Raw genomic sequence first — 23,235 nt, 5'->3', positions numbered from 1 at the left:
TCAGTCCTGCCCGCTGGTCTTGAAGCCCGCGGCGCGCAGCGCAGCCACGGCGTTCAGGCTGTCGGCCACTTCCGGCATGCGCACGGCGATGTCGGTCTGCGCCAGTTCGCGCGCCAGCGTCTGGGCGGCGACGGTGTCGGGGGAACGGTTGTCGAAATACTTCGCGAGCGTGACGCCGACGTTGTCGAATTCGCTCTTCCACACGGCAGGCTGGCGCATCAGCATGGCCAGTTGCGCCGTCAGCAGGCGCTGGCGCAGGGTGCCGCGCACCTGGTCGGCCTGTTCGGGCGACAGCAGCAGGGCCGCGGGCTCGTCCACGCGCTGGATCGTGATCAGGCCGCCCAGTTCATGGGCCAGCGCGGCGCCCGCGCGGCCGGGCCAGGAGGCCATCTCGGCGCGCCAGCGCTGCCACCAGGGCGCGTCGGCCGGGAGGCCGGCCAGCGGATCCACCGCGGGGGCCGGCGTGGCCGTGGGAGCGGTTTCGCCGGCAGGCGCCACGCCCGGCGCGGCGGCGTCCGGCACCAGCAGGGGCGCCTTGCCGATCAGGGCCACCAGGCGGTCGATGCGGGCCGACTGGGCGGGAATATCCACGGTGGACACGGCGCGCAGGCGGTCCAGGTCGCCGTTGATGGCTTGCTGCAGGCTGGAGAAGCGCGGGCGGTCGGCGCGCGCCAGGCGCGATTGCGCGGTTTCCAGCGCCACGATCGCGTTGGAGACGTTGCCGGCCAGACGCAGTTGCTGATTCGCGATGGTCAGCAAGCGCTCGACGTCGTTGGCGAGCAGTTCGTCGCTGGCGCTGTCGTTGAAGTTCTGCCAGGCCAATTGCAGAGCGTTGTACTGGCTTTGCGTTTCACGCACGGTGTCTTCGAGCTCGCCGACGCGGCCGGCCTGGGCTTGCGCCAGGGCCAGGGCCTCGCGCGTGTCCTTGCGGGCCTGCGCGAGATCGGTGGTCAGCGTTTCGAGGCGCGTGGCAACCTCGCGGCCAGCGGACACGAATTGGGTGCGCTGCATCCAGAGGGCGTAACCCAGGCCGGCTGCCAGCAGGATGAGAATGATGAGGGCGGGGACCAGCGGGCCACTGCCACGCTTGGCCGGGCGGGCCTTGACGGAATCGGCCGGGGCCGACGCGGGCGCGCTTGCACCCGGGGCGGCCGTCGGAACGACCGGATCGGTAGCGGGAGTCTTGTCTGTCATGACGCGATTGTATTCGGTGTCAGTCCGATGCAACGAATCAAGCAGCAACAAAAGCCTGGAATATCGACTCGTCGTTGGGCAGGCAGATTTTTACCATCGGCCGCGCCCCGCCTTCATGACAGGCCTGTGGCACGCGGCGCTCCAGGGAGGGATGCGTCAGCACGAAGCGGCAACGCGCCCACCAGTCCGCCAGGCCGGCGGCATCCAGGCCGGCCCGCAGCGCGTCCGCCCCTTCGCCGCTGGTGATCAGCCAGGTCGCAGGAATGCCCGCGCCAGCCCAGCGCCGCAGGCTGGCAAGTTGATCGGCGCCCCAGTTCGCCGGGCGGCGCAGGTAGGCGGCGTGGCGGGTCACCGCCGCGCCGTGCGCCTCGAGCCTGTCGCCCAGCCAGTCCCTGCCCTGCGTGCCGCGCACCAGCAGCACGCGGCGGGGTCGTTGCGGCAGAACCTGCAGAACCTCCCAGAGCGCCTCGGAATCATGGCTGGGAGCATTTTCAGGGGGATGCAGAACTGTTGTATTCGCGCCAAAACAGGCGGACTGGCGCAAGGCCTGGGCGCTGGCCGGCCCGACGGTGGCGGCGATGACCTCGGCCGGCCAAGGGACGGGCCCGTCCGCCTGGGCCCACTGCTCCAGGTATAGCCTGGCCGCGTTGCCGCTGACGAACACGACCATGTCGTAGTCGGAGGGGCGCGGCGGCCCGCCATCCATGGCCGGCAAGGCCTGGATTTCCAGGGCAGGAAGTATGCAGGGCGTCCAGCCGGCGCCGAGCAGGCGGCCGGCCAGCGCCTCGTTGCGGCCATCGGGCCGCGTCAGGATGGCGACCCGCGGCAGCTCGGCGGCTGCGGACGCCGTGACCATCAGTCGGGCCTGGGTTCGTCTTGCAGCAGTTCGCGCAGGATGTCCTGCGCGCCCGCGTCCAGCAGTGCCTGGGCCGCCGCCTCGCCGATGGCCTGGGCATCCGCCACGGGCCCGCTGCGGGACGCATGGACCATGCGCACGCCGTCGGGCGACGCCACCAGCGCGCGCAGCGACAAGGTGCCGCCGGCGATCTCGGCGTACGCCGCCAGGGGTACCTGGCAAGAGCCGCCCAGCTTGCGGGACACGGCGCGCTCGGCCACCACACAGGAAGTGGTATCGGCGCTGACCAGCGGCGCCAACCATGCGCGCATGTCGTCGCGGTCGTCGCGGATCTCGATGCCCAGGGCGCCCTGCCCGGCCGCCGGCAGGCTATCTTCCGGTTCAAGCAGGCTGCGGATGCGCGCGCCCAGGCCCAGTCGCTCCAGGCCTGCCGCAGCCAGCACGATGGCGTCGTATTCGCCCTTGTCCAGCTTGCCAAGGCGCGTGTCGAGATTGCCGCGCAGCGGCTTCACCACCAGTTCGGGATAGCGCGCGCGGATCTGGGATTCGCGGCGCAGGCTGGACGTGCCGACGACGGCGCCCGCCGGCAGATCGGCCAGCGTGTCATGCGTGTTGGAGACGAAGGCATCGCGCGGATCGGCGCGATCGAGGACGGCGCAAAGCTCGAACGGGGCTTGCAGATCGACCGGCACGTCCTTCAAGGAGTGCACGGCCAGATCGGCGCGTCCGTCGAGCAGCGCGTTTTCGAGTTCCTTGACGAAGAGACCCTTGCCGCCCACCTTGGAGAGCGTGCGGTCGAGGATCTGATCGCCTCGGGTCGTCAGGGTGAGCAGCTCAACCGCGCACGCCGGGTACAGCGTGCGCAGCCGGTCGCGCACATGCTCGGCTTGCCACAGGGCAAGCCGGCTGGCGCGGGTCGCGATGACCAGGCGTTGCGGTAGAGACACGAGACGGCATCAAACGAAATTGGAGACGATGACCGTCGCGACTACCCCGAGGATGGCCAGCACGAAAAGGCCCTGAAGGAGGCTCAGGCCCGATTCGGATTGCTGGGGATCGACGGATCTACGCAGACTCATGTGCTGATTCCTTGGAAGCGGTTTTGCGGCTTGCCAGCCACCGTCCAAGGACAACAACGAGCAAGGCGCCGATAATTTCTGCAGCGATTTTAACCGTAGTGGGCTGAACACCGAATTGACGTTCGACAACCACGTCGGTAATCAGCATGCCACCGGCGATCCAGCCCAGCAAAGCCGCGCCAAACGTAACCACCAGCGGATAGCGGTCGATGAGCTTGAGCACCAGGGTGCTGCCCCAGATGATGATCGGCACGCTGACGATCAGGCCGAAGGCAACCAGACCGATCTGATGGTCGGCATGGGCGTTCTGGGCTGCGCCGGCGATGGCGATCACGTTGTCCAGGCTCATCACGAAGTCGGCGATGATGATGGTCTTGATCGCGGCGGCAATGGATGTGCCGCCCTTCACGTTGCCATGGGCGTCGTCCTCGGGGACCAGGAGCTTGACGCCGATCCAGACCAGCAGCAGACCGCCCACGACCTTCAGGAACGGAATCGACAGCAGCGTCAGGGCGAAGGCGATCAGGACCACGCGCAGGATGATGGCGCCCGCGGTACCCCACAGAATGCCTTGCATGCGCTGCTTGGGCGCCAGATTGCGGCAGGCCAGCGCGATCACGACGGCATTGTCACCGCCGAGCAGGATGTCGATGAGGATGATCTGGAATACCGCTGTCCAACTCAGCGTCTGTAGAAACTCAAGCACTATGAACCCCCGAAGGCATTTATGAAAAGAGTGGCCGGTCCCGGTCCGGCATGGCTCGCCGCGCTAGGCGCGGCGAGCTTATTCAGTACAACTTATTAGTATAATTCAGCTTTCAGTCAGCTTTCTGGCGCATCAGCAAAACTTTACCGATAGCCAGCACCAGGACCGCGCCCAGCACGCCCGTCATCAGCGCAAAGCTATGCTGCGTGATCCCCAGTGCCGCATCGATACGCGCCACCGGTTCCTGCAAGGCCGGATCGCCCACCAGCAGTTCGCCCGCGATGAACCCCAGCAGCGCCGCGCCTACCCAGACAATGACCGGGAAACGCTCGATGACCTTCAGGAGCAGCGTGCTGCCGAAGATGACCAGCGGAATACTGATGGCCAAGCCCAATACCAGCAAGGTCGTATCGCCCATGGCGGCGGCGGCGACGGCCACCACATTGTCCAGGCTCATGACCAGGTCGGCAATCATGATAGTGCGGATTGCGGTCAGCAGATTGCCTTGCGTCTTGCCCGCGCCGTCTTCCTCGCCTTCAGGCAACAGCAGCGTCACGCCGATGTAGACCAGGAGCAGCGCGCCGATCAGCTTGAGCCACGGCAGCAAGAGCAGCTTGGCCGCCACCAGCGTCAGCACGATACGCATGATGATCGCTGCGGCGGAGCCGACCACGATCGCTTTTTTCTGTTGGGCCGGAGGCAGCGAACGCGCCGCCAGCGCAATAACCACGGCGTTGTCGCCCGATAGCAGAATGTTGACCCAAATGATCTGGAGCAACGCTATCCAGAATGCCGCTGAACTGAGTTCCATGCCTCTCTTTCCTAGGTGTGATCCCCCTAGGACAAACCAAATGAATGGGTGAAATAAGACGAAAAAAACGTACTGACCGCCTTGGTGCGAGCCCGGCGACATTCTTGCTTGGTACGCGTGGAATTTCTTTCATTATAGTTTCGTTCAGCTTTCCGTATGTTTGCCAGGCCGCGGCATGGACGCGGGATTTCCCTAGGATTGCGGAAAAAAGACGAAAAAAAGCCCGCCATGGCGGGCTTGGGATGGTGCTTGCAGGTCGCTGGAAATCAGGGGTTTGACGCCAGGACCAGGCTTGCGCCAGCAGGCTCGCGACGCCGGACGCAAAAGCGCCCGGACACCCGGCCTGGAGCTTTTTACAGCACCGACTTGAGCAGCTTGCCCATTTCGGACGGGTTGCGCGTGGTGCGGATGCCGCAGGCTTCCATGACTTCCAGCTTGGCGTCGGCAGTGTCGGCGCCGCCGGAGATCAGCGCGCCGGCGTGGCCCATGCGCTTTCCGGGAGGAGCGGTGACACCGGCGATGAAGCCGACGACCGGCTTCTTCATGTTGTCCTTGGCCCACTCGGCGGCGTTGACTTCGTCCGGACCGCCGATTTCGCCGATCATGATGACGGCGTCGGTGTCGGGATCGTCATTGAACATCTTCAGCACGTCGACGTGCTTCAGGCCGTTGATGGGATCGCCACCGATGCCGACGGCGCTGGATTGACCCAGGCCCAGCTCGGTGACTTGCGCCACGGCTTCGTACGTCAGGGTGCCCGAACGGCTGACGATGCCGATGCGGCCCTTGCGGTGGATGTGACCGGGCATGATGCCGATCTTGATTTCGTCGGGGGTGATCAGACCCGGGCAGTTCGGGCCCAGCAGCAGGGTCTTGCTGCCCTTGGCCTTCATGCGGTTCTTGACTTCCAGCATGTCGCGGACCGGGATGCCTTCGGTGATGCAGATCACCAGATCCAGTTCGGCCTCGACGGCTTCCCAGATGGCGGCGGCGGCGCCCGCGGGCGGCACGTAGATGACCGACACGGTCGCGCCAGTGTCAGCCTTGGCGTCCTTCACCGAAGCGAAAATCGGCACGCCTTCGAAGTCTTCACCCGCCTTCTTGGGGTTCACGCCGGCCACGAAGGCGGCCTTACCATTGGCGTACTCACGGCACATGCGGGTGTGGAACTGGCCCGTCTTGCCCGTGATGCCCTGGGTGATGACCTTGGTGTCCTTGTTGATCAGAATCGACATTTGTGAATCCTTGGGTTTTTCTTTACTTGACGGCGGCTACGACGCGGGTGGCGGCTTCGGCCATCGTGTCGGCGCTGATGATCGGCAGACCGGAGTCGGCCAGCATCTTCTTGCCGAGTTCTTCGTTGGTGCCCTTCATGCGGACGACCAGCGGCACGTTCAGGTTGACGGCCTTGCAAGCAGCGATCACGCCTTCGGCGATGACGTCGCAGCGCATGATGCCGCCGAAGATGTTGACCAGGATGGCCTTCACGCTCTTGTTCTTGAGCATGATCTTGAAGGCTTCCGTGACCTTCTCGGCCGTGGCGCCGCCGCCGACGTCCAGGAAGTTGGCCGGCTCGCCGCCGAACAGCTTGATGGTGTCCATGGTGGCCATGGCCAGACCGGCGCCGTTCACCAGGCAGCCGATGTTGCCGTCGAGCTGGATGTAGGCCAGGTCGAACTTGCTGGCTTCGATTTCAGCCGGATCTTCTTCGTCCAGGTCGCGGTAGGCGACGATTTCCGGGTGGCGGAACAGGGCGTTGGGATCGAAGTTGAACTTGGCGTCCAGGGCGATGATGTTGCCCTTGCTGTCGCGGTTCAGCGGGTTGATTTCGACCAGGGAGGCGTCGGTGTCCATGTAGCACTTGTAGAGCTTCTGGAACACGTCCACGGCTTGGGCGGTGGAATCAGCGGGCAGGCCGATCGCGTTGGCGATCTTGGTGGCTTGCTCGGCCGACAGGCCGGTCAGCGGGTCGATGTATTCGGTGATGATCTTCTCGGGAGTGGAGTGGGCCACTTCCTCGATGTCCATGCCGCCTTCGCTGGAGGCGATGAAGGCGACCTTCTGGGTGGCGCGGTCGGTGACCAGCGACACGTAGTATTCCTTCTGGATGTCAGCGCCGTCTTCGATGTACAGGCGACGGACCTTCTGGCCTTCCGGGCCGGTCTGGTGCGTGATCAGCTGCATGCCCAGGATTTCCGAGGCCAGCTTGCGAACGTCGTCCAGCGAGCGCGCCAGCTTCACGCCGCCGCCCTTGCCGCGGCCGCCCGCGTGGATTTGTGCCTTGACGACCCACACCGGTCCACCCAGCTTTTCAGCGGCAGCCACGGCCTCGTCGACGGAAAGAGCGGGAATCCCGCGCGGCACGGGGACGCCAAATTGCTTCAGCAGTTCCTTGCCTTGATACTCGTGGATTTTCATGTGTTACCTGTCAGGACGTATGAGAAAAAGAAGGTGAATCGGAGGACGAATCGGCCGATGCCTCAGCGCTACCCCCGGTGTACCACTTGGGATAGTGCTCAGCCACCACCGGGCCGCTGGTGCTTAGCGCATGGCAACCGTCCAATTGGAATGGACGCCGGTTCGGGTTGTTTTCCTGCCGCCGGCGATTGGCCATGGTCTGGACTGCCGCGGTGGGAAGCACCTGCGACAGTTCGGTCATGTGGGTACAGCCCGCCACGTGCCCGAACCGCTCCTTGACCTGCCCGCGGAACCCCTTGAGCAGGTTCATGCCGATCAGATCAGTGTAAGCCGGTTCGATGGCCATGCAATGCTCGCCGTAGGGAGCCGCGTCATAGACGGCCTGCGCCGCCACGATCGAGAAAGTCTCGTCGATGGTGATGCGCAGATGCATGTGGTGGATGGGTTGTCCGGCCTTGAACATCTCGCCGTCGCGCTTGGGGAAATCGTACGCCTTGACGTCGATCAGCTCGGCTTCCAGGTCCCAGAGCCCGTCTTCGCGCGCATACGACTGCACGCGTATGGAACGCGTATGCAATGGTTGGCGAGGATAGTCCGGCGGTGGCAAGGGCATGCTGGGGGCCTGCGGGGCGAGATGCCTGCGCATGGTGCGCGGCAACAAAACCTTCAAAGTATAGCGCAGGCAGCCTGCGATCAAGACCCCTGCCCGGCGCCTGGCGCGCTGCCGCAGAGGGCAGCGGCGGCCCACAAGCCCTGGTGCCGGACCTGGCAGGTAAGCTGGGCGGCGGCCAGGTGCCGCTCGCGCTGCGGCGAGTACTCCTCCAGCCCGCGCTGGCAGGCTTTCAGGCGCGCTTCCAGCGCGCTCCAGGCCCGGGCGAAGGCATCCGCCCGGCCGCCGGGCGGACTGGCGGCCAGTTCGGCGGCCGCCTGCGGGCCGCAGTAAAGGGCCAGCACGTCGGCATCGCCCGGCCAGGCCTGTGCGCTGGTCAGGTCCACGCCCGGCGCGCCCTGCCGGGACAGGCCGCAAAGAATATAGGGGCCGCAATAGGAAAACGAACTGTGCCAGCGCGCGCCCTGCCGCATCCGCGGACCTTTGGAGGTTTCGGTCCATTCCGGCGGCATGGCCGGATCGCGCCGCGCCAGCTCCTCGGCCAGCCAGTCCCTGGCCGCCTGCCGCTGCGCCGGCCGGGCCGCCGGCAGGTGTAACAGCCACATCTCGACCGGAGCGCCCTCCCCGGTCAGCCTCAGGGCCGGGATCACCCCTGGGTCCAAGGCGTGGCCGGACTGCCGATCCAGGCCTGGCCCGCCGGAATGGCCTCGCCCTTGAGCACCAGCGTCAGCGGACCGAGACGCGCACCGGTTTCGACCCGGGTGTCATACAGGATGGTGCTGCGCGGCCCCACGTTGACGGCGTCGCCGATGCGGACCAGGCCGATCTTCATCACCCGGTCTTCGAACAGATGGGTCTGCGGACCGGACCAGGCGTGCAGCACCGCGTCGTCGCCAATCGATACGCAGTCGTACTCGGTGATGTCGGTGGTGTCCATGAAGACCCGCTTGCCAATGCGGGCGCCCATGCAGCGCAAGGCCAGCGGCAGCCAGGGCGTGGCCCGCAGGAAGTTGAAGAAGTTCGGCACTGCGATGGATTCGTACAGGCTGGTGACCGCTTCGCTCTTCCAGACGAAGGGCGTCCACATCGGCTCGGCGCGCGGCCGGTAGCGGCCAATCAGCGTCCACTTCAGCGCCACCAGGAACAGGAAGGCGCCGACGCCGTACAGCACGCCGGCCAGCATCAGTTCGTCGAAGGCGGAGACGAAGCCTTCGCGCGCCGCCATGGGGATGACCTTCATCACAGTCAGATAGCCCACCGCGATCACCACGGCCAGCGGCAGGATCATCCGCATGCCTTCAACGCCCCCGCGCAGGATCTTGCGGCCCACGCTGGGCCGGAAAGTCAGGTGTGCCGGAAAGCCCGCGGTCTGCTCGCGCGCGGGCAGCGCCAGCGGCGGATTGCCCAGCCAGGTCTGGCCGCTGGCCATGCGGGCATTGGCCGGCGCTCGGCTCTGCACACCGATCAGCACGTCGTCGGGCAGCACAGAACCGTCCGGCACGTAGGCGCCGTTGCCGACGAAGCTGCGGTTGCCGATGACGGTGGGGCGCATGGTCATCCAGCCGCCGTCGATTTCCTCGTCGCCCAGCATGACGCCGTCGGCGATGAAGCTGTCGCGCCCCAGGGTCAGCATGTCCGGCACCACGCCCATGGCGGTGGAGATTTCCGTGCCGCGCCCGACCTTGGCGCCCAGCAGGCGGTACCAGTTGCCGGCATAGATCGACGCGTACAGGCCGTGCAGCACGCTGAGGCTCGATTCCTGGATCTGGTTGGTCAGCCAACGCCGCAAATAGATCTGTCCGTACACGGGCCAACGGCCGCTGGCCAGCCGGGGCAGCAGCGTCCAGCGCAGCAACGCGGACACCAGCACAGTCAACATCAGCAGCAAGGCGCTGGCGGGCAAGGCCAGCAGCAGATAGCTCAGGAAGGCCTGGGGCCAGGGCACGCGCGCGCCCATCAGGTCCAGCCAACGCGCGTCGATCCAGTCGATCAGCACGAAACTGGGAAACACCGGCATGAAGAACAGCGCGGCGATCAGCGTGCCGCCGCCCGCGTAGGCCACGCAGTCCAGCCGGCTCCAGATGCCCTGGCGCCTGGGCCGCGGCGGCAGCTCGGGAGCGCGGGCCTGCTGATCGTGCCGCGCCGGCGCGCCGCTCCAGATCTGACCTGCGGGCACGCGGGCGCCCTGCGCCAGGGAAGACAGGCCGTCCAACCGGGCGCCCTCGCCCATCGTCACATCGCCCTGCAGCACCGAATAGGAACCGATGTAGGCCTGGTCCGCCAGCGTGATCGGCCCCACGCTCCACTGCCCGCCGCGCACCGAGAAATTCTCCAGGTTGACCGCCGCGCCGATGCTCACGCCGTTCCCCACCGACAGCAGGTCGGGCGCGCGCACGGAGACGCGGCTGATGGCGGCGTCGCGGCCGATGCGCGCGCCCAGCGCCCGCAAGTACCAGACCTGCAACGGCGATCCGGCCAGCAGATGCGCGGGCGGTATGTCCAGTACCCGATCCACCAGCCACCAGCGGTAAAACAGCCAGCCGTACAGTGGGTAGCGGCCGGGCTTGAGCCGGCCCAGGATGCCCCACTTGCAGGCCACGGCCACGCCGAAGCTGAGCAGGTTGCACGCCAGGTAGCTGGCGATGGACAGGGCCACCGCGCGCCAGACGGAGTCGCCCTCGTCGCCCGTCCAGTAGTGGTAGGTGAAGAACGGCGTCAGCCAGATCAGCATGCGCACGCCGATCAGCAGCGGCAAGGCTGCCAACTGCGCCAGGCCGCAGGTCCAGCGGCGCCACTCGGGCGCGGCCGCCGGATCGTTGCCAGTTCCGGCGACGCCGGCCGGTGCGGTCGCGGCCATTTCGGCCGCGGCCAGCGCGTCCAGCCGGGCTGCCAGCACGCCCAGGACGGAATGCTGGTACAGCTCGTGCATGGTCAGCGCGGAAAAATGCGGATGCTTGCGCAAGGCCGACACCAGGCGCGCGGCCAGCAGCGAATGGCCGCCCAGGTCGCGGAAGAAGTCGCTGGCCAGCCGCAACGGCTGCCCCGGGAACAGCGGGCGCAAGGCCTCGAGCAAGGCAAGTTCGCCCGGCGTGACGGGTTCATCGTCTTCGCCGCTGGGCTCGGACACGGCGTCCAGCTCGCGCGCCTTCAGCACCTTGCGGTCGATCTTGCCCGAGGTCAGGCGCGGAACGTCGGCCACCAGTTCGAACCGGGCGGGAATCATGTAGGCGGGCAAGTCCGCGGCGAGCGCGCCGCGCAAGGCATGCGGGTCCAGTCGCGCCTCGCCCTCGGGCTTGAGGAAGGCCACCAGTTGCTCGATGCCCGCCAGATCGCGCAGCACCACGGCCGCGGCGCCCACGCCCGGCAAACGGTAAAGCGCGGCCTCGATTTCCCCGAGCTCGACGCGAAAGCCGCGTACCTTGACCTGGTCGTCGCTGCGGCCCAGGCAGTGGATCTGGCCATGCTCATCAATCCGCGCCAGATCGCCGCTGCGGTACATGCGGGTGTCGTAATCGGCGCAAGGCCAAGGGTTCGCCAGGAATTTCTCGGCCGTCAGCTCGGGCCTGCCCAGATAGCCGCCGGCCACGCCGGGACCGGTGATGCACAGCTCACCCACTTGTCCTTGCGGCAGCACCGCGCCGTCCTCGCCGCGCACCAGCATGCCGTAGTTGGGCAGCGGCGCGCCTATGGTCACGGGCTGGCCGGGCAGGAGTTCCGCCAGGCTGGCGGACACCGTGGTCTCGGTGGGACCGTAGGTATTGAACAGGCGCCTGCCGGGCGTGGCCCAGCGCGGCACCAGGAAGTCCGGACAGACCTCGCCGCCCAGGTTGACGATGCGCAGTCCGGGTACGTCGCGCGCGAACAGGGCGAGCAAGGTCGGCACCGCATGCAGCACGGTGACACCTTCCCGCGCCAGGGCGTCCGGCAAGCCTTCCGGATCCGTGGTCAGCATCTTGGGCGCGACCCATAAGGACGCGCCCACGAGATAGCTGATCCAAATCTCTTCGAACGACATGTCGAAGGCCACCGAGAAGCCCTGGTAGACCTTGTCTTCATGGCGCACGCCCAGCACTTCGTTTTCGCTGCGCAGGAAATGACAGATGCTGGCGTGGCTGATGGGTACGCCCTTGGGCTTGCCGGTGGAGCCCGAGGTGTAGATGACGTAGGCGGGATGCTCGGGCCGCAGCCCGTCCCGTCTGCGCAAGGCGCCGTCCACCGGTTCCGACAGCGCCCAGGTGGTCCAGGTAGACATGCCGTCCAACCGGACCTCGGCGCCCGCGATCAAGCCGTTGGCCCCCGCATCCTGCAGGCAGACCTGCATGCGGTCCGGTGGCGTATCCGATTCAAACGGCAGCCAGGCGGCGCCGGCCTTGGCGATGGCCGCCTGCATCACCAGCAGGTCCGCCCCACGCGGCAGGCACAGGCCCACGATATCGCCGGGGCGCACGCCGGCCGCAATCAGATGATGCGCGGCCAGGTCGGCGCGCTGGCCGAGCATGTCGTAAGTGAGGGTTTGATCCAGCCAATGAATGGCAGCGGCGGCGGGATGCCGGCGGATCGTGGCTTCCAGAATGTCGGGCAGCGTCTCTGCTAGCAGCAGATCGGGCCGACAGGGGCCTTGGAGAATCATAGGAACGACAAGGATCCAGCAATGGGATTTTGCGTATTGACCCATGCCGCGAAATTTCGTTCAAGCAGGATTGAAAAAAACATCGGCGCCGCGCCCAAGCTGTGGTTTGCAGCCATCACAGAGACCTTGCGGCTGCAAAGAAAAAACCCTGATCCGCGCGCGGCATGCGCGGATCAGGGTGGGCGCCGGACCCATGGAATCCGGCGGCGCAACGGCTAGCTGTCTGCTCAGGCCGCCTGGCGCAAGGCCCGCGCCGCCTCCACCATGCCGATCAGCGCGGCTTCGGTTTCAGGCCAGGCGCGCGTCTTCAGGCCGCAGTCAGGATTGACCCACAGGCGCTCCTTGGGCAGGCGGGCCGCAGCCTTCTCCATCAGGCCGACCATCCAATCCACTTCGGGCACATTCGGCGAATGGATGTCGTACACGCCAGGACCGATGTCGTTGGGATAGCGGAAGTCCTCGAAGGCCTTGAGCAGCTCCATGTTGGAGCGCGACGTTTCGATCGTGATCACGTCCGCGTCCATGGCGGCGATGGATTCGATGATGTCGTTGAACTCCGAATAGCACATGTGCGTATGGATCTGCGTCTCGTCGCGCACGCCGGCGGTCGACAGGCGGAAGCAATCCACGGCCCAGTCCAGGTAGGCCTGCCAATCGGCGCGGCGCAGCGGCAGGCCTTCGCGGATGGCGGGCTCGTCGATCTGGATGACGCTGATGCCGGCGGATTCCAGGTCCACCACTTCGTCGCGCAGCGCCAGCGCCAGTTGGCGGCAGGTCTGCTCGCGCGGCTGGTCGTCGCGCACGAACGACCATTGCAGGATGGTGACCGGCCCGGTCAGCATGCCCTTGACCGGCTTGTCGGTCAGCGACTGCGCGTACGACGACCAGCCCACCGTCATCGGCGCGGGACGGGCCACGTCGCCGAAAATGATCGGCGGCTTGACGCAACGCGAGCCGTAGCTCTGGACCCAGCCGTTCTTGGTGAAGGCAAAGCCGGCCAGCAGCTCGCCGAAGTACTCCACCATGTCGTTGCGCTCGGGTTCGCCGTGCACCAGCACGTCCAGGCCAACTTTCTCCTGGAAGCGGATGACTTCCTCGATTTCCTTGCGGATGGCAGTCTCGTAGCCCGAGTCCGTCAGCGCGCCCGACTTCCAGTCGCGGCGCAGCGCACGGATTTCGGCAGTCTGCGGGAAGGACCCGATGGTCGTGGTCGGGTAGGCGGGCAGGCCCAGCTGTTCCTGCTGGCGGGCGATGCGGCCGGCGAACGGCGCGCGATCGCGCGACACGGCGGCGGCGCCGGCCATGCGCTGGCCGACGGCCGGATTATGGATGCGGGTCGAAGAACGGCGGGCGGCCAGCGCGGCGCGCTGCCTGGCCAGGCCGTCCTGCGCGGCGGCTTGCGTCGCGCCGTCCAGGGCGCGGCCCAGCAGGCTCAGTTCTTCCAGCTTTTGCGCGGCGAAGGACAGCCAGCTCTTGAGTTCGGCGTCCAGCTCGGTTTCATGGGCCAAGTCCACCGGCACGTGCAGCAGCGAGCATGACGGCGCCAGCCACAGGCGGTCGCCCAATTGCTGCTTGATCGGGGTCAGCGTGGCAATGGCGGCGTCCAGGTCGGTGCGCCAGATGTTGCGGCCATTGATCACGCCGGCAGACAGCACCTGCTCGGCGCCCAGGCCGGAAACCACTTCCGCCAGTTGCTCGGGCGCGCGGACCAGGTCCACGTGCAGGCCGGCCACGGGTAGGCCCAGCGCAGTCGGCAGGTTGTCCTTCAGGCCGTCGAAATAGGTGGCCACCAGCAGCTTGACCGGGCTGGCGGACAACTGGTCATAGGTCTGCTTGAACGCATCGCGCCAGGCTTGCGGCAGATCCAGCGCCAGGATGGGCTCGTCGATCTGCACCCACTGCACGCCCAGCTTGGCGAAGCGCGCCAGCACTTCCTGGTAGATGGGCAGCAACGCGGCCAGCAGTTGCAGCTTGCCCGCGTCGGCGGCGCCAGCGGCAAAGGCGTCGCCCTTGCCCTGGTACAGCCAGGTCAGCGGACCGGGGATCACGGGCTTGACGGCGTAACCCTGCGCCTGTGCTTCCTGGATCTGTTCGAACAGCGATTCGCGGGCGATGCGGAAGGTCTGGCCCGGCACCAGTTCCGGCACGATGTAGTGGTAATTGGTGTCGAACCACTTGGTCATTTCGCAGGCGGCGGCGGGCTTGCCCGACGGCGCGCGGCCGCGCCCCATGCGGAACAGCGTGTCCAGCGTGACGGGCTCGTTGTCCTTCTGGCCGAAACGGGCGGGCACGGCGCCCAGCAGCGTGGTCCATTCCAGGATCTGGTCGTACCAGGCGAAGTCACCCACCGGTACGAACTTCAGGCCGGCTGCAGCCTGCAGCTTCCAGTGCTTGGCGCGCAGGTCGCGACCGGTCTGTTCGAGTTCTTCGGCGGTCTGCTTGCCGGCCCAATAAGCCTCAACCGCGCGCTTCAGTTCACGCTGAGCACCGATGCGGGGGAACCCCAAATTATGAATAATAGTCATGACATCACCGCCCTTAGACAAAATTTGTTCAAGTGGCAGCTATTCTGAGGCCAAACCAAAATGAATCAAAATCAATGTCTACATTCATAAAATGAGGAAATCTCATACAATATGAGCTTATTCCCGATCCCTGCAGTCACCCATGCTTGAAATCCGCCATCTTGAAACGCTCACCGCCATCCGCGACGGCGGCAGCCTGCAGGAAGCTGCCGAGCGCCTGCATCTGACCCAGTCGGCCTTGTCGCACCAGTTGCGCGACCTGGAAACCCGGCTGGGCACTCCTTTGCTGAACCGCCGCACGCGGCCGGCGCGGCTGACGACAGCGGGCCTGCGGGTGCTGGCGCTGGCGGACGAGGTGCTGCCGCGCATCCGCGCGACGGAACGGGACCTGCAGCGGCTGGCCGCGGGCCGCACAGGGCGGCTGCACCTGGCGATCGACTGCCATTCCTGCTTTCAGTGGTTGATGCCGGCGCTGGATGCTTTCCGGGTGCAATGGCCAGACGTGGCGCTGGATCTGTCGGCGGCGTTTTCCTTCGCTCCCCTGCCCGCCCTGGTGCGCGGCGACCTGGATCTGGTCATTACGTCCGATCCCCAACCGCTGGACGCGGTGGAATACCTGCCGCTGTTCAAATATGAGTTGGTGCTGGCAGTGTCGGAATCCAATCCCCTGGCCGGCAGCAAGTTCGTCATGCCGGACCAGTTGGCCGACCAGACGCTGATCACCTACCCGGTGGACAAGCAGCGCCTGGACGTTTTCACGGCGTTCCTCGACCCGGCCGACGTGGAACCCGCCGCCATCCGCCGCGCGGAGCTCACACCCATCATTGCGCAACTGGTGGCCAGCAACCGCGGCGTGGCCGCGCTACCCAACTGGGCGCTGACGGAATACATGAATCAGGGCTGGCTGCGGCAGTGTCGACTGGGCCCGCAAGGCGTATGGCGCACGTTGTACGCCACGGTGCGCAGCGAAGACACGGACGCGTCGTATATCGATGAGTTCCTGACCATCACCCGGAATGTGTGCTTCAAGACCTTGTCGGGGATCAAATCGGCGAAATAGCGCCCCTGCCGTGCGCCGCCGACTCGCGATACATTAAAAAATAATAAGATTCAATTTGGTACATAAGGTTTAGAATGCTGCTCCCTCAAACCTTCGAGTCGGCAGCAAAACATGTTCTTGCAATCGTTGTTCTCAGCGCGCGTTATCGGGCGTTCGACCATTCTTGCTTCCATCGCCTTGCTGGCGGGTTGTGGCAACGTTCCGAACACGCTCCCGGTCCAGTACTCGCCTTCGTCGGTGATCAGCGCTGAAGGGGCCGTCGAAGTCGGTGACTTCACTTACGAACCCAACAAGAAAGAGACTGCAGAACAGCCCAAATCCCAGCGCTACGCCAACGCCGGCCTGTCGACCTCCCAGCAGGCCAGCTCACCGAACTCCGCTGGCAGCTACCGCGCTCCGCAAATCGCTCCGAATCAGGTCCGCAACACCGCGATCGGAAACATATTGCTCGAAAAGGACGTCAAGGACTTTGTCCGGGACGCCACCTTTGCCGAACTGCGCTTCATCGGCGTCAAGGTCAATGGCAACCAACAACGCCGTCTATTGACCGCCGAAGTCGAGGAATTCCTGGCGGACGACCTGGGTTATTCGGTGGACTGGACACTGCGTATTGCTTATGTCGTGACCGACAAGGCCACGCAGAAGCCCGTGTATACGCAAACCAAGGAAACCAAGCGACGCACGAACAAGTTCGCCAATTTCTTCACTTCGCTAAACGATTCGATACGGCTCAGCACCGAAGCCTTGGCCAAGGACCCGGACTTCCTGTCTGCCATCCAGGAATAAGGCCCGCCCCGCCCGCCGGCTCGCTTTTGGAGAATCCGCCGCGACGGATTTTCATAGGCATACGGACAAGCCCTGAACAGGGCTGCTCAATCCTCGTCGCCCTCGCCCAGTATCCGGCGGATCACGTCATGCGCAAAGCCGCGGCTGGCCAGGAAGCGGGCCTGCTTGGCATAGGCCGCACGGTCTTCCGGCTTGGCGCTAAAGCGCTTCTTCCAGACCTCCAGCGCGCGGTCGTACTCGGTGGCCCGCAGCTGTTCGCGCAATTCGGCGACCTGGTTGTCGTCCACCCCGTGCTGGCGCAATTCCTGCACGATGCGCGCCGCCCCCTGGCGCGCGGCGCGCCGATGGACCAGGCTTTGCGCAAAACGCTCGGTGGACAGCCAGCCTTCCTTTTCCAGGGCATCGAGCACGGCCTCGACCTCGGCCGGATCCTCGGCGTGGGCGGCAAGCTTGCGCGCCAATTCCTCGCGGGCATGTTCACGTCGCGACAGATAGCCTACGGCCCGCATCTTCAACGAAGGCCCCTTGCGGGCTGTTTGTCCATCGGCATCCGGGCCGTCCTCGGCCGCAGCGGCGCGGCGCCCGCGCCGCACACTGCCCGCTTCCGAGCTGCGGCTCCATGAATCCGGCGCCTCGCCGGATTCCACTTCCTGCTCGCGGCGCGCATCCGACGTGCGGCGCAAGCCCTGGGGCTTGGCCACGGTTTCGAATTCATCGTCCAGCTTGGCGCGTAGGCGTTCGGCTGTAGCGGGCGGCGGTTTCCAGCTCATGCGTATCCTGCTTGCTATGCATAACGGCAGGCCCGTCCTGGCGCCTGCCGCACATGTTCGGGCTGCCCCGACGAGATATGCGGGCCGCTGGCGGCAGATATGAATCCGCTGCGCAAGGCCCGCCCCCGATCCGATTACTCTTCGGCGGTGTCTTCCGCGGTCGGCACGAACTCGGCCGCGCGGCTGACGATGCCCTGGTTCTCGCGGACGCGGTTCTCGATTTCGATGGCGAGTGCCTTGTGCTCTTTCAGGTACTCGCGGACATTGTCCTTGCCCTGGCCGATGCGGTTGCCGTTGTAGCTGTACCAGGCGCCGGACTTGTCCACGACGTTGGCGGCCACGCCCAGGTCGATGATTTCGCCTTCGCGCGAGATGCCGGCGCCGTACATGATGTCGAATTCGGCCTGCTTGAACGGCGGCGCGACCTTGTTCTTCACGACCTTGACGCGGGTTTCGTTGCCGACGACCTCGTCGCCCTTCTTGATGGAACCGATGCGGCGGATGTCCAGGCGCACCGAGGCGTAGAACTTGAGCGCGTTGCCGCCGGTGGTGGTTTCGGGGTTGCCGAACATCACGCCGATCTTCATGCGGATCTGGTTGATGAAGATGACCATGCAGTTGGTCTTCTTGATGGTGGCGGTGAGCTTGCGCAGCGCCTGGCTCATCAGGCGGGCTTGCAGGCCGGGCAGGGAATCGCCCATTTCGCCTTCGATTTCGGCCTTGGGCACCAGCGCGGCCACCGAGTCGATGACGATCAGGTCAACCGAACCGGAGCGCACCAACGCATCGGTGATTTCCAGGGCCTGCTCGCCCGTGTCCGGCTGCGAGATCAGCAGGTCGGCCAGGTTCACGCCCAGCTTGGAGGCGTATTGCACGTCCAGCGCGTGTTCGGCGTCGACGAAGGCGCAGGTGCCGCCCAGCTTTTGCATTTCAGCGACCACTTGCAGGGTCAGCGTGGTCTTGCCCGAGGATTCCGGACCGTAGATTTCAACCACGCGGCCACGCGGCAGGCCACCGACGCCCAGCGCGATGTCCAGCCCCAGGGAGCCCGTGGAAACCACCTGGATGTCATGCGAAACATCGTTGTCGCCGTAGCGCATGATCGAGCCCTTGCCGAACTGCTTTTCGATCTGCGAAAGCGCGGCGGCAAGCGCCTTGGCCTTTTCCGATGCGGCGGCCTTGGTGGTTTTGTCGTCCATGTAGAGTCCTGTCTGTAACGTATCTGGTGTCTAGGGAAGTGCCGCAGGTTTAGGCGGGTGCTTTGAGCAACGGGTCAGATTATGGCATCGGATTATACTGTACATAAAACCAGTGTGCCAGTGTTTTGCACGTATACCCTGAGTGGCAAGCATGGCGCCCTATGCCAGAATGCCAGACGAACCCGGCGTTTTGTCCCCTTTGCGCCGCGGGGTCTTTTCTCACTGTAGCCCATGCGCATCCTGATCGCCGAAGACGACAGCATCCTGGCCGACGGCCTGTCCCGTTCGTTGCGCCACAATGGCTACGCCGTGGACGCTGTGCGCGATGGGCTGGCGGCCGATTCAGCGCTGGCGGCCCAGGCGTTCGACCTGCTCATCCTGGACCTCGGCCTGCCGCAACTGGCCGGGCTGGAAGTGCTGCGGCGCCTGCGCGCCCGCAACTCCGCCCTGCCGGTGCTCATCCTGACGGCGGCCGACAGCATCGAGCAGCGCGTCAAGGGCCTGGACCTGGGCGCCGACGATTACATGGCCAAGCCTTTCGCGCTATCCGAGCTCGAGGCCCGCGTGCGGGCCCTGACCCGGCGCGGCGCGGGCGGCGGCGCCACCATGATCAAGCACGGCCGCCTGCTGTTCGACCAGACAGGCCGCGTCGCCATGGTCGACGACCAGACCCTGGACCTGTCGGCGCGCGAAGTCAGCCTGCTCGAGATCCTCCTGACGCGCAGCGGCCGCATGGTCAGCAAGACCCAGCTGGTCGACCACCTGTGCGAATGGGGCGAAGAGGTCAGCACCAACGCCATCGAGGTCTACGTCCACCGCCTGCGCAAGAAGCTGGAACCCAGCGGCGTGAAGATCGTGACCGTGCGCGGCCTGGGCTACTGTCTTGAGCGGGACCAGGGTGCGGCGTACCTCGCAAGCTGAAGCGGCGCCGCCGGAAGCGCTGAACCAGGAAGCACTGGATGTCATGCGGGCGGGGGCCAAGGGTCCGAGCTTCGCGCCGCCGCAGCGCTCCCTGCTGGGCGAGATCCTGGACTGGATGCTGGCGCCGCTATTCCTCCTGTGGCCCATGAGCGTGGCCATCACCTACGTGGTGGCCCAGAACATCGCCAACGTGCCTTACGACCGCGCGCTGGCCAACAACCTCCACGTCCTGACCCTGCAGGTCCACGCGCAGGACGGCCGGGCCGTGCTGAAGATGACCGACACCGCACGCGAGGTGCTGCACGCCGACGAGACCGACAGCGTGTTCTGGCTGGCGCTGGGCAGCCGCGGCGAATACCTGGGCGGTGACCGCGCGCTGCCCCTGCCCTCCACCGTGGGCCAGCCCCGCCCGGGCGAAGTGCAATACGAAGACGCCACCTTGCGCGGCTTCGGCATCCGGCTTGCGTTCACCTGGGTGGACCTGCACTTGCCCGATACGCAGCCGGCGCTGTTGATCGCGGCCGAAACCGTCGAAAAACGCACGCAACTGGCCAACGACATCATCAAGGGCGTGATCATTCCACAGTTCGTGGTATTGCCCGTCGCCGTGCTGCTGGTGTGGTTCGGGCTGTCGCGCGGGGTGGCGCCGTTGAACGCGCTGCAGCAGCGTCTGCGGGCGCGCCGGCCCGACGACCTTTCCCCCATCGACGAGCGCGCCGCGCCGACCGAGATCGCGCCCCTGGTGGCCGCGATGAACGACCTGCTGGACCGGCTTTCGTCCAACGTGCAGGCGCAACGCCGCTTCGTCGCCGACGCCGCGCACCAGTTGAAGACCCCACTGGCCGGGCTGCGCACTCAGGCCGAACTGGCCTTGCGCGACGCCAGCCCCGAGGAAATGCAGTCCAGCCTGCGCCAACTGGTGACCGGTTCTGAGCGCGCCACGCGCCTGGTGAACCAGCTGCTGTTGCTGGCACGGGCCGAAAACCCCAGCGCCATCGGCCTCACGCGCACGGACATCAATACCATCGCCTACGAACAGGCCATGCACTGGGTGCCGCAGGCGCTCGCGCTGAGCACTGATCTGGGCTTCGAAGGCTCCGACCACCCGGTGGAGATCAACGGCAACCCCCTGCTGTTGGCCGAACTGCTCAACAACCTGGTGGACAACGCGCTGCGCTACACGCCGCGCGGCGGCCATATCACCGTGCGCGCGCAGGTCCAGGACGGGCATGCGGTGCTGGAGGTGGAAGACTCAGGCCCCGGCATTCCGCCAGAGGAACGCGAACGCGTGTTCGACCGCTTCTACCGCGTGCTGGGCACCCAGTCCGACGGCAGCGGACTGGGCCTCGCCATCGTGCGGGAGATCGCCCAGAAACATCAGGCCAGCGTCGAAATCAACGATCACCCCACGGCGCATTCGAACCTGCCCGGCATGCGCATCCGCGTGGTCTTTCCGCTTTATGCCGAGGCCCCGGATTCGTCCGCTGCACCCTAGGACTATCCCTAGCGCCCCAGGGAACAGTTACTTATTGTTTCAATTTTAAGACTCAAGTAAGGATCTCGTCAGAACCTCGTCAGCCTCGCCCCCCAATGTTGCGTATAGCTCAATGTCGGTCTCGCCGGCTGCGGGCGGAGCACGGCGGACAACCGCCGGCCATAAAAACCGAGGAGACATCATGAGCACAACAACCATGGCAGGCCGCGGTCCATCCGCGGATCCGCGCCCGATGACCAAGGATGAGCGCCGCGTCATCTTTGCGTCGTCGCTGGGCACGGTTTTCGAGTGGTACGACTTTTACCTCTACGGCTCGCTCGCAGCCATCATCGCGCAACACTTCTTCTCGGGCGTGAACCCCACCGCGGGCTTCATCTTCGCCCTGCTGGCGTTCGCCGCCGGTTTCGCCGTGCGGCCGTTCGGCGCGCTGGTGTTCGGCCGCCTGGGCGACCTGGTCGGACGTAAATACACCTTCCTGGTCACGATCGTGATCATGGGCTTGTCCACGTTCCTCGTGGGCGTGCTGCCCAGCTACGCCAGCATCGGCCTGGCCGCTCCCGCCATCCTGATCGTGCTGCGCCTGCTGCAAGGCCTGGCGCTGGGCGGCGAGTACGGCGGCGCCGCGACCTACGTCGCGGAACACGCGCCGCATGGCCGCCGCGGCTTCTACACGTCCTGGATCCAGACCACCGCGACCCTGGGCCTCTTCCTGTCGCTGCTGGTCATCCTCGGCATCCGCACGTTCATGGGCGAAGACGAATTCAAGGCCTGGGGCTGGCGCATTCCGTTCCTGATCTCGGTCGTGCTGCTGGGCATCTCGGTGTGGATCCGCCTGCAACTGAGCGAATCGCCGACCTTCAAGCGCATGAAGGAAGAAGGCAAGGGCTCCAAGGCGCCGATCGCTGAATCGTTCGGCCAATGGAAGAACCTGAAGGTCGTGATCCTGGCGCTGCTGGGCCTGACCGCCGGCCAGGCCGTGGTCTGGTACACGGGCCAGTTCTACGCCCTGTTCTTCCTGACGCAGACGCTGAAGGTCGACGCCAATACCGCCAACATCATGATCGCCATCGCGCTCCTGATCGGCACTCCGTTCTTCGTGGTCTTCGGCGCGCTGTCCGACAAGATCGGCCGCAAGCCCATCATCATGGCAGGCTGCCTGATCGCCGCGATCACCTACTTCCCGATCTTCCAGGGCATCACGCACTTCGCCAATCCGGCGCTGGAAAAGGCTCAGGCCACGGCCCCGGTCACCGTGATCGCGGACCCGGCCACCTGCTCGTTCCAGTTCAATCCGGTGGGTACCTCGTCGTTCACCAGTTCTTGCGACGTGGTCAAGTCGTTCATGGCCCGCAACTCGGTGAACTACAAGAACGAAGCAGCGCCGGCCGGCTCGGTCGCCAAGGTCAAGATCGGCAACGACGAGTTCGCCTCGTTCGACGGCAAGACCATGGCCCCGGCGGACTTCAAGGCCAAGGCCGCCGAACTGGACAAGTCGCTGACCACCGCGATCCGCAGCCACGGCTACCCCGCCAAGGCTGACCCGGCGCAAAGCAACAACGTCATGGTCGTGGTGCTGCTGACCATCCTGGTGCTCTACGTGACCATGGTGTACGGCCCGATCGCCGCCATGCTGGTGGAAATGTTCCCGACCCGCATCCGCTACACGTCGATGAGCCTGCCCTACCACATCGGCAACGGCTGGTTCGGCGGCTTCCTGCCCCCGGTCGCCTTCGCCGTGGTTGCCGCAACCGGCAACATCTACGACGGCTTGTGGTATCCGATCATCATTGCAGTCATGACCCTGGTCATCGGCACGCTGTTCGTGCGCGAATCCAAGGACAACGACATCAACGCATAAACGGCCATCCCCCGCCGGACGGGACTGCTGCGCCCGCCCGGCCTTTCAAAAGCTCCTTATGGAGCTTTTTTTTTGCCTCCGTTCAGGCCGCCCCTTTCCGCTACGCCCTGGCGAAAAAGAGATCCGCACTTTCAGGACCATGTCAGACCCGCGCCATTAGACTGAGCGCTCAGATTACGGCCTTGCGCCAGATTGACCGACGATTGATCCCCCTGTCGGACGATTGCAGGGCCAGTGTTCTGACACCGATACCGCGTTCCCCGCGAGCCTTTTATGACGCGGTATTGCGTGCTCCCGTACCGGCCCGGCCCTCAATG

19 protein-coding genes are annotated in these 23,235 nt (G+C 65.6%); 5 read left to right on the top strand and 14 right to left on the bottom strand.

Annotation, left to right across the window (positions count from 1 at the left end; all coding sequences use genetic code 11):
• The 12 genes from AC6LKD_RS20835 to metE form a co-directional block, all read right to left on the bottom strand.
• Window positions 1-1,194: a uroporphyrinogen-III C-methyltransferase gene (locus AC6LKD_RS20835; RefSeq protein WP_492274688.1), complete on the bottom strand. Its 1,194-nt coding sequence runs from the start codon at window positions 1,192-1,194 to the stop codon at window positions 1-3.
• A gap of 37 nt (window positions 1,195-1,231) precedes the next feature.
• The gene (locus AC6LKD_RS20830; RefSeq protein ID WP_498117321.1) at window positions 1,232-2,050 is read right to left on the bottom strand and encodes a uroporphyrinogen-III synthase; all 819 of its coding nucleotides are present in this window, start codon (window positions 2,048-2,050) and stop codon (window positions 1,232-1,234) included.
• Window positions 2,050-2,997 carry a hydroxymethylbilane synthase gene (hemC, locus tag AC6LKD_RS20825; protein ID WP_013392548.1) on the bottom strand — a complete coding sequence of 316 codons (948 nt, stop codon included), beginning with the start codon at window positions 2,995-2,997 and terminating at the stop codon, window positions 2,050-2,052. Before hemC ends, AC6LKD_RS20830 begins: the two co-directional genes overlap by 1 nt.
• 9 nt (window positions 2,998-3,006) lie before the next feature.
• A complete protein-coding gene (locus AC6LKD_RS20820; RefSeq protein ID WP_006218348.1) occupies window positions 3,007-3,129 on the bottom strand; it encodes a hypothetical protein in 123 nt (40 codons plus the stop codon).
• Window positions 3,116-3,835, bottom strand: coding sequence for a TerC family protein (locus tag AC6LKD_RS20815; protein WP_013392547.1), 720 nt, complete (start codon window positions 3,833-3,835; stop codon window positions 3,116-3,118). Before AC6LKD_RS20815 ends, AC6LKD_RS20820 begins: the two co-directional genes overlap by 14 nt.
• Window positions 3,836-3,947: 112 nt before the next feature.
• A complete protein-coding gene (locus AC6LKD_RS20810) occupies window positions 3,948-4,646 on the bottom strand; it encodes a TerC family protein (RefSeq protein ID WP_013392546.1) in 699 nt (232 codons plus the stop codon).
• Between the two features lie 353 nt (window positions 4,647-4,999).
• The gene (gene sucD / locus AC6LKD_RS20805; RefSeq protein ID WP_013392545.1) at window positions 5,000-5,881 is read right to left on the bottom strand and encodes a succinate--CoA ligase subunit alpha; all 882 of its coding nucleotides are present in this window, start codon (window positions 5,879-5,881) and stop codon (window positions 5,000-5,002) included.
• Window positions 5,882-5,903: 22 nt separating this feature from the next.
• Entirely contained in the window at window positions 5,904-7,064 is a 1,161-nt protein-coding gene (gene sucC / locus AC6LKD_RS20800) for an ADP-forming succinate--CoA ligase subunit beta (protein ID WP_013392544.1), read from the bottom strand.
• A 10-nt stretch (window positions 7,065-7,074) separates the two neighbouring features.
• The gene (locus AC6LKD_RS20795) at window positions 7,075-7,677 is read right to left on the bottom strand and encodes a DUF2889 domain-containing protein (protein WP_013392543.1); all 603 of its coding nucleotides are present in this window, start codon (window positions 7,675-7,677) and stop codon (window positions 7,075-7,077) included.
• Between the two features lie 80 nt (window positions 7,678-7,757).
• Window positions 7,758-8,279 carry a 4'-phosphopantetheinyl transferase family protein gene (locus AC6LKD_RS20790; RefSeq protein WP_498117320.1) on the bottom strand — a complete coding sequence of 174 codons (522 nt, stop codon included), beginning with the start codon at window positions 8,277-8,279 and terminating at the stop codon, window positions 7,758-7,760.
• 41 nt (window positions 8,280-8,320) lie between these two features.
• Window positions 8,321-12,304, bottom strand: a complete 3,984-nt coding sequence (locus tag AC6LKD_RS20785) for a Pls/PosA family non-ribosomal peptide synthetase (RefSeq protein ID WP_498117319.1) — start codon at window positions 12,302-12,304, stop codon at window positions 8,321-8,323.
• Between the two features lie 227 nt (window positions 12,305-12,531).
• Window positions 12,532-14,829: a 5-methyltetrahydropteroyltriglutamate--homocysteine S-methyltransferase gene (metE, locus tag AC6LKD_RS20780; protein WP_498117318.1), complete on the bottom strand. Its 2,298-nt coding sequence runs from the start codon at window positions 14,827-14,829 to the stop codon at window positions 12,532-12,534.
• A 142-nt stretch (window positions 14,830-14,971) separates the two neighbouring features.
• Between metE and AC6LKD_RS20775 the strand changes: the two genes are divergently transcribed.
• Together AC6LKD_RS20775 and AC6LKD_RS20770 are read left to right on the top strand one after the other, a co-directional pair.
• Window positions 14,972-15,889, top strand: coding sequence for a LysR family transcriptional regulator (locus AC6LKD_RS20775; protein WP_013392539.1), 918 nt, complete (start codon window positions 14,972-14,974; stop codon window positions 15,887-15,889).
• A gap of 111 nt (window positions 15,890-16,000) precedes the next feature.
• On the top strand, window positions 16,001-16,675 hold the full coding sequence (locus tag AC6LKD_RS20770) for a hypothetical protein (protein ID WP_013392538.1): 675 nt from the start codon (window positions 16,001-16,003) through the stop codon (window positions 16,673-16,675).
• Window positions 16,676-16,761: 86 nt separating this feature from the next.
• On the opposite strand, the gene recX is transcribed toward AC6LKD_RS20770, so the two are convergent.
• Window positions 16,762-17,445 (bottom strand): recombination regulator RecX, encoded by a 684-nt coding sequence (recX, locus tag AC6LKD_RS20765; protein WP_498117317.1) that lies wholly within the window; start codon window positions 17,443-17,445, stop codon window positions 16,762-16,764.
• A gap of 134 nt (window positions 17,446-17,579) precedes the next feature.
• Complete coding sequence (recA, locus tag AC6LKD_RS20760; RefSeq protein ID WP_013392536.1) at window positions 17,580-18,644, bottom strand: recombinase RecA; 1,065 nt, start codon at window positions 18,642-18,644, stop codon at window positions 17,580-17,582.
• Between the two features lie 231 nt (window positions 18,645-18,875).
• Here recA and AC6LKD_RS20755 point away from each other — a divergent pair, with 231 nt between their 5' ends.
• The 3 genes from AC6LKD_RS20755 (at window position 18,876) to AC6LKD_RS20745 (ending at window position 22,918) form a co-directional block, all read left to right on the top strand.
• Window positions 18,876-19,565, top strand: a complete 690-nt coding sequence (locus AC6LKD_RS20755; RefSeq protein ID WP_013392535.1) for a response regulator transcription factor — start codon at window positions 18,876-18,878, stop codon at window positions 19,563-19,565.
• 115 nt (window positions 19,566-19,680) lie between these two features.
• The gene (locus AC6LKD_RS20750) at window positions 19,681-21,060 is read left to right on the top strand and encodes a sensor histidine kinase (RefSeq protein WP_085947850.1); all 1,380 of its coding nucleotides are present in this window, start codon (window positions 19,681-19,683) and stop codon (window positions 21,058-21,060) included.
• 196 nt (window positions 21,061-21,256) lie between these two features.
• Window positions 21,257-22,918 (top strand): MFS transporter, encoded by a 1,662-nt coding sequence (locus AC6LKD_RS20745; protein ID WP_041652979.1) that lies wholly within the window; start codon window positions 21,257-21,259, stop codon window positions 22,916-22,918.
• Window positions 22,919-23,235: the final 317 nt, after the last annotated feature.

It is taken from the genome of Achromobacter sp. D7-1 (genome assembly GCF_059760445.1).
This window is presented reverse-complemented; position numbering and strand designations above follow the sequence as displayed.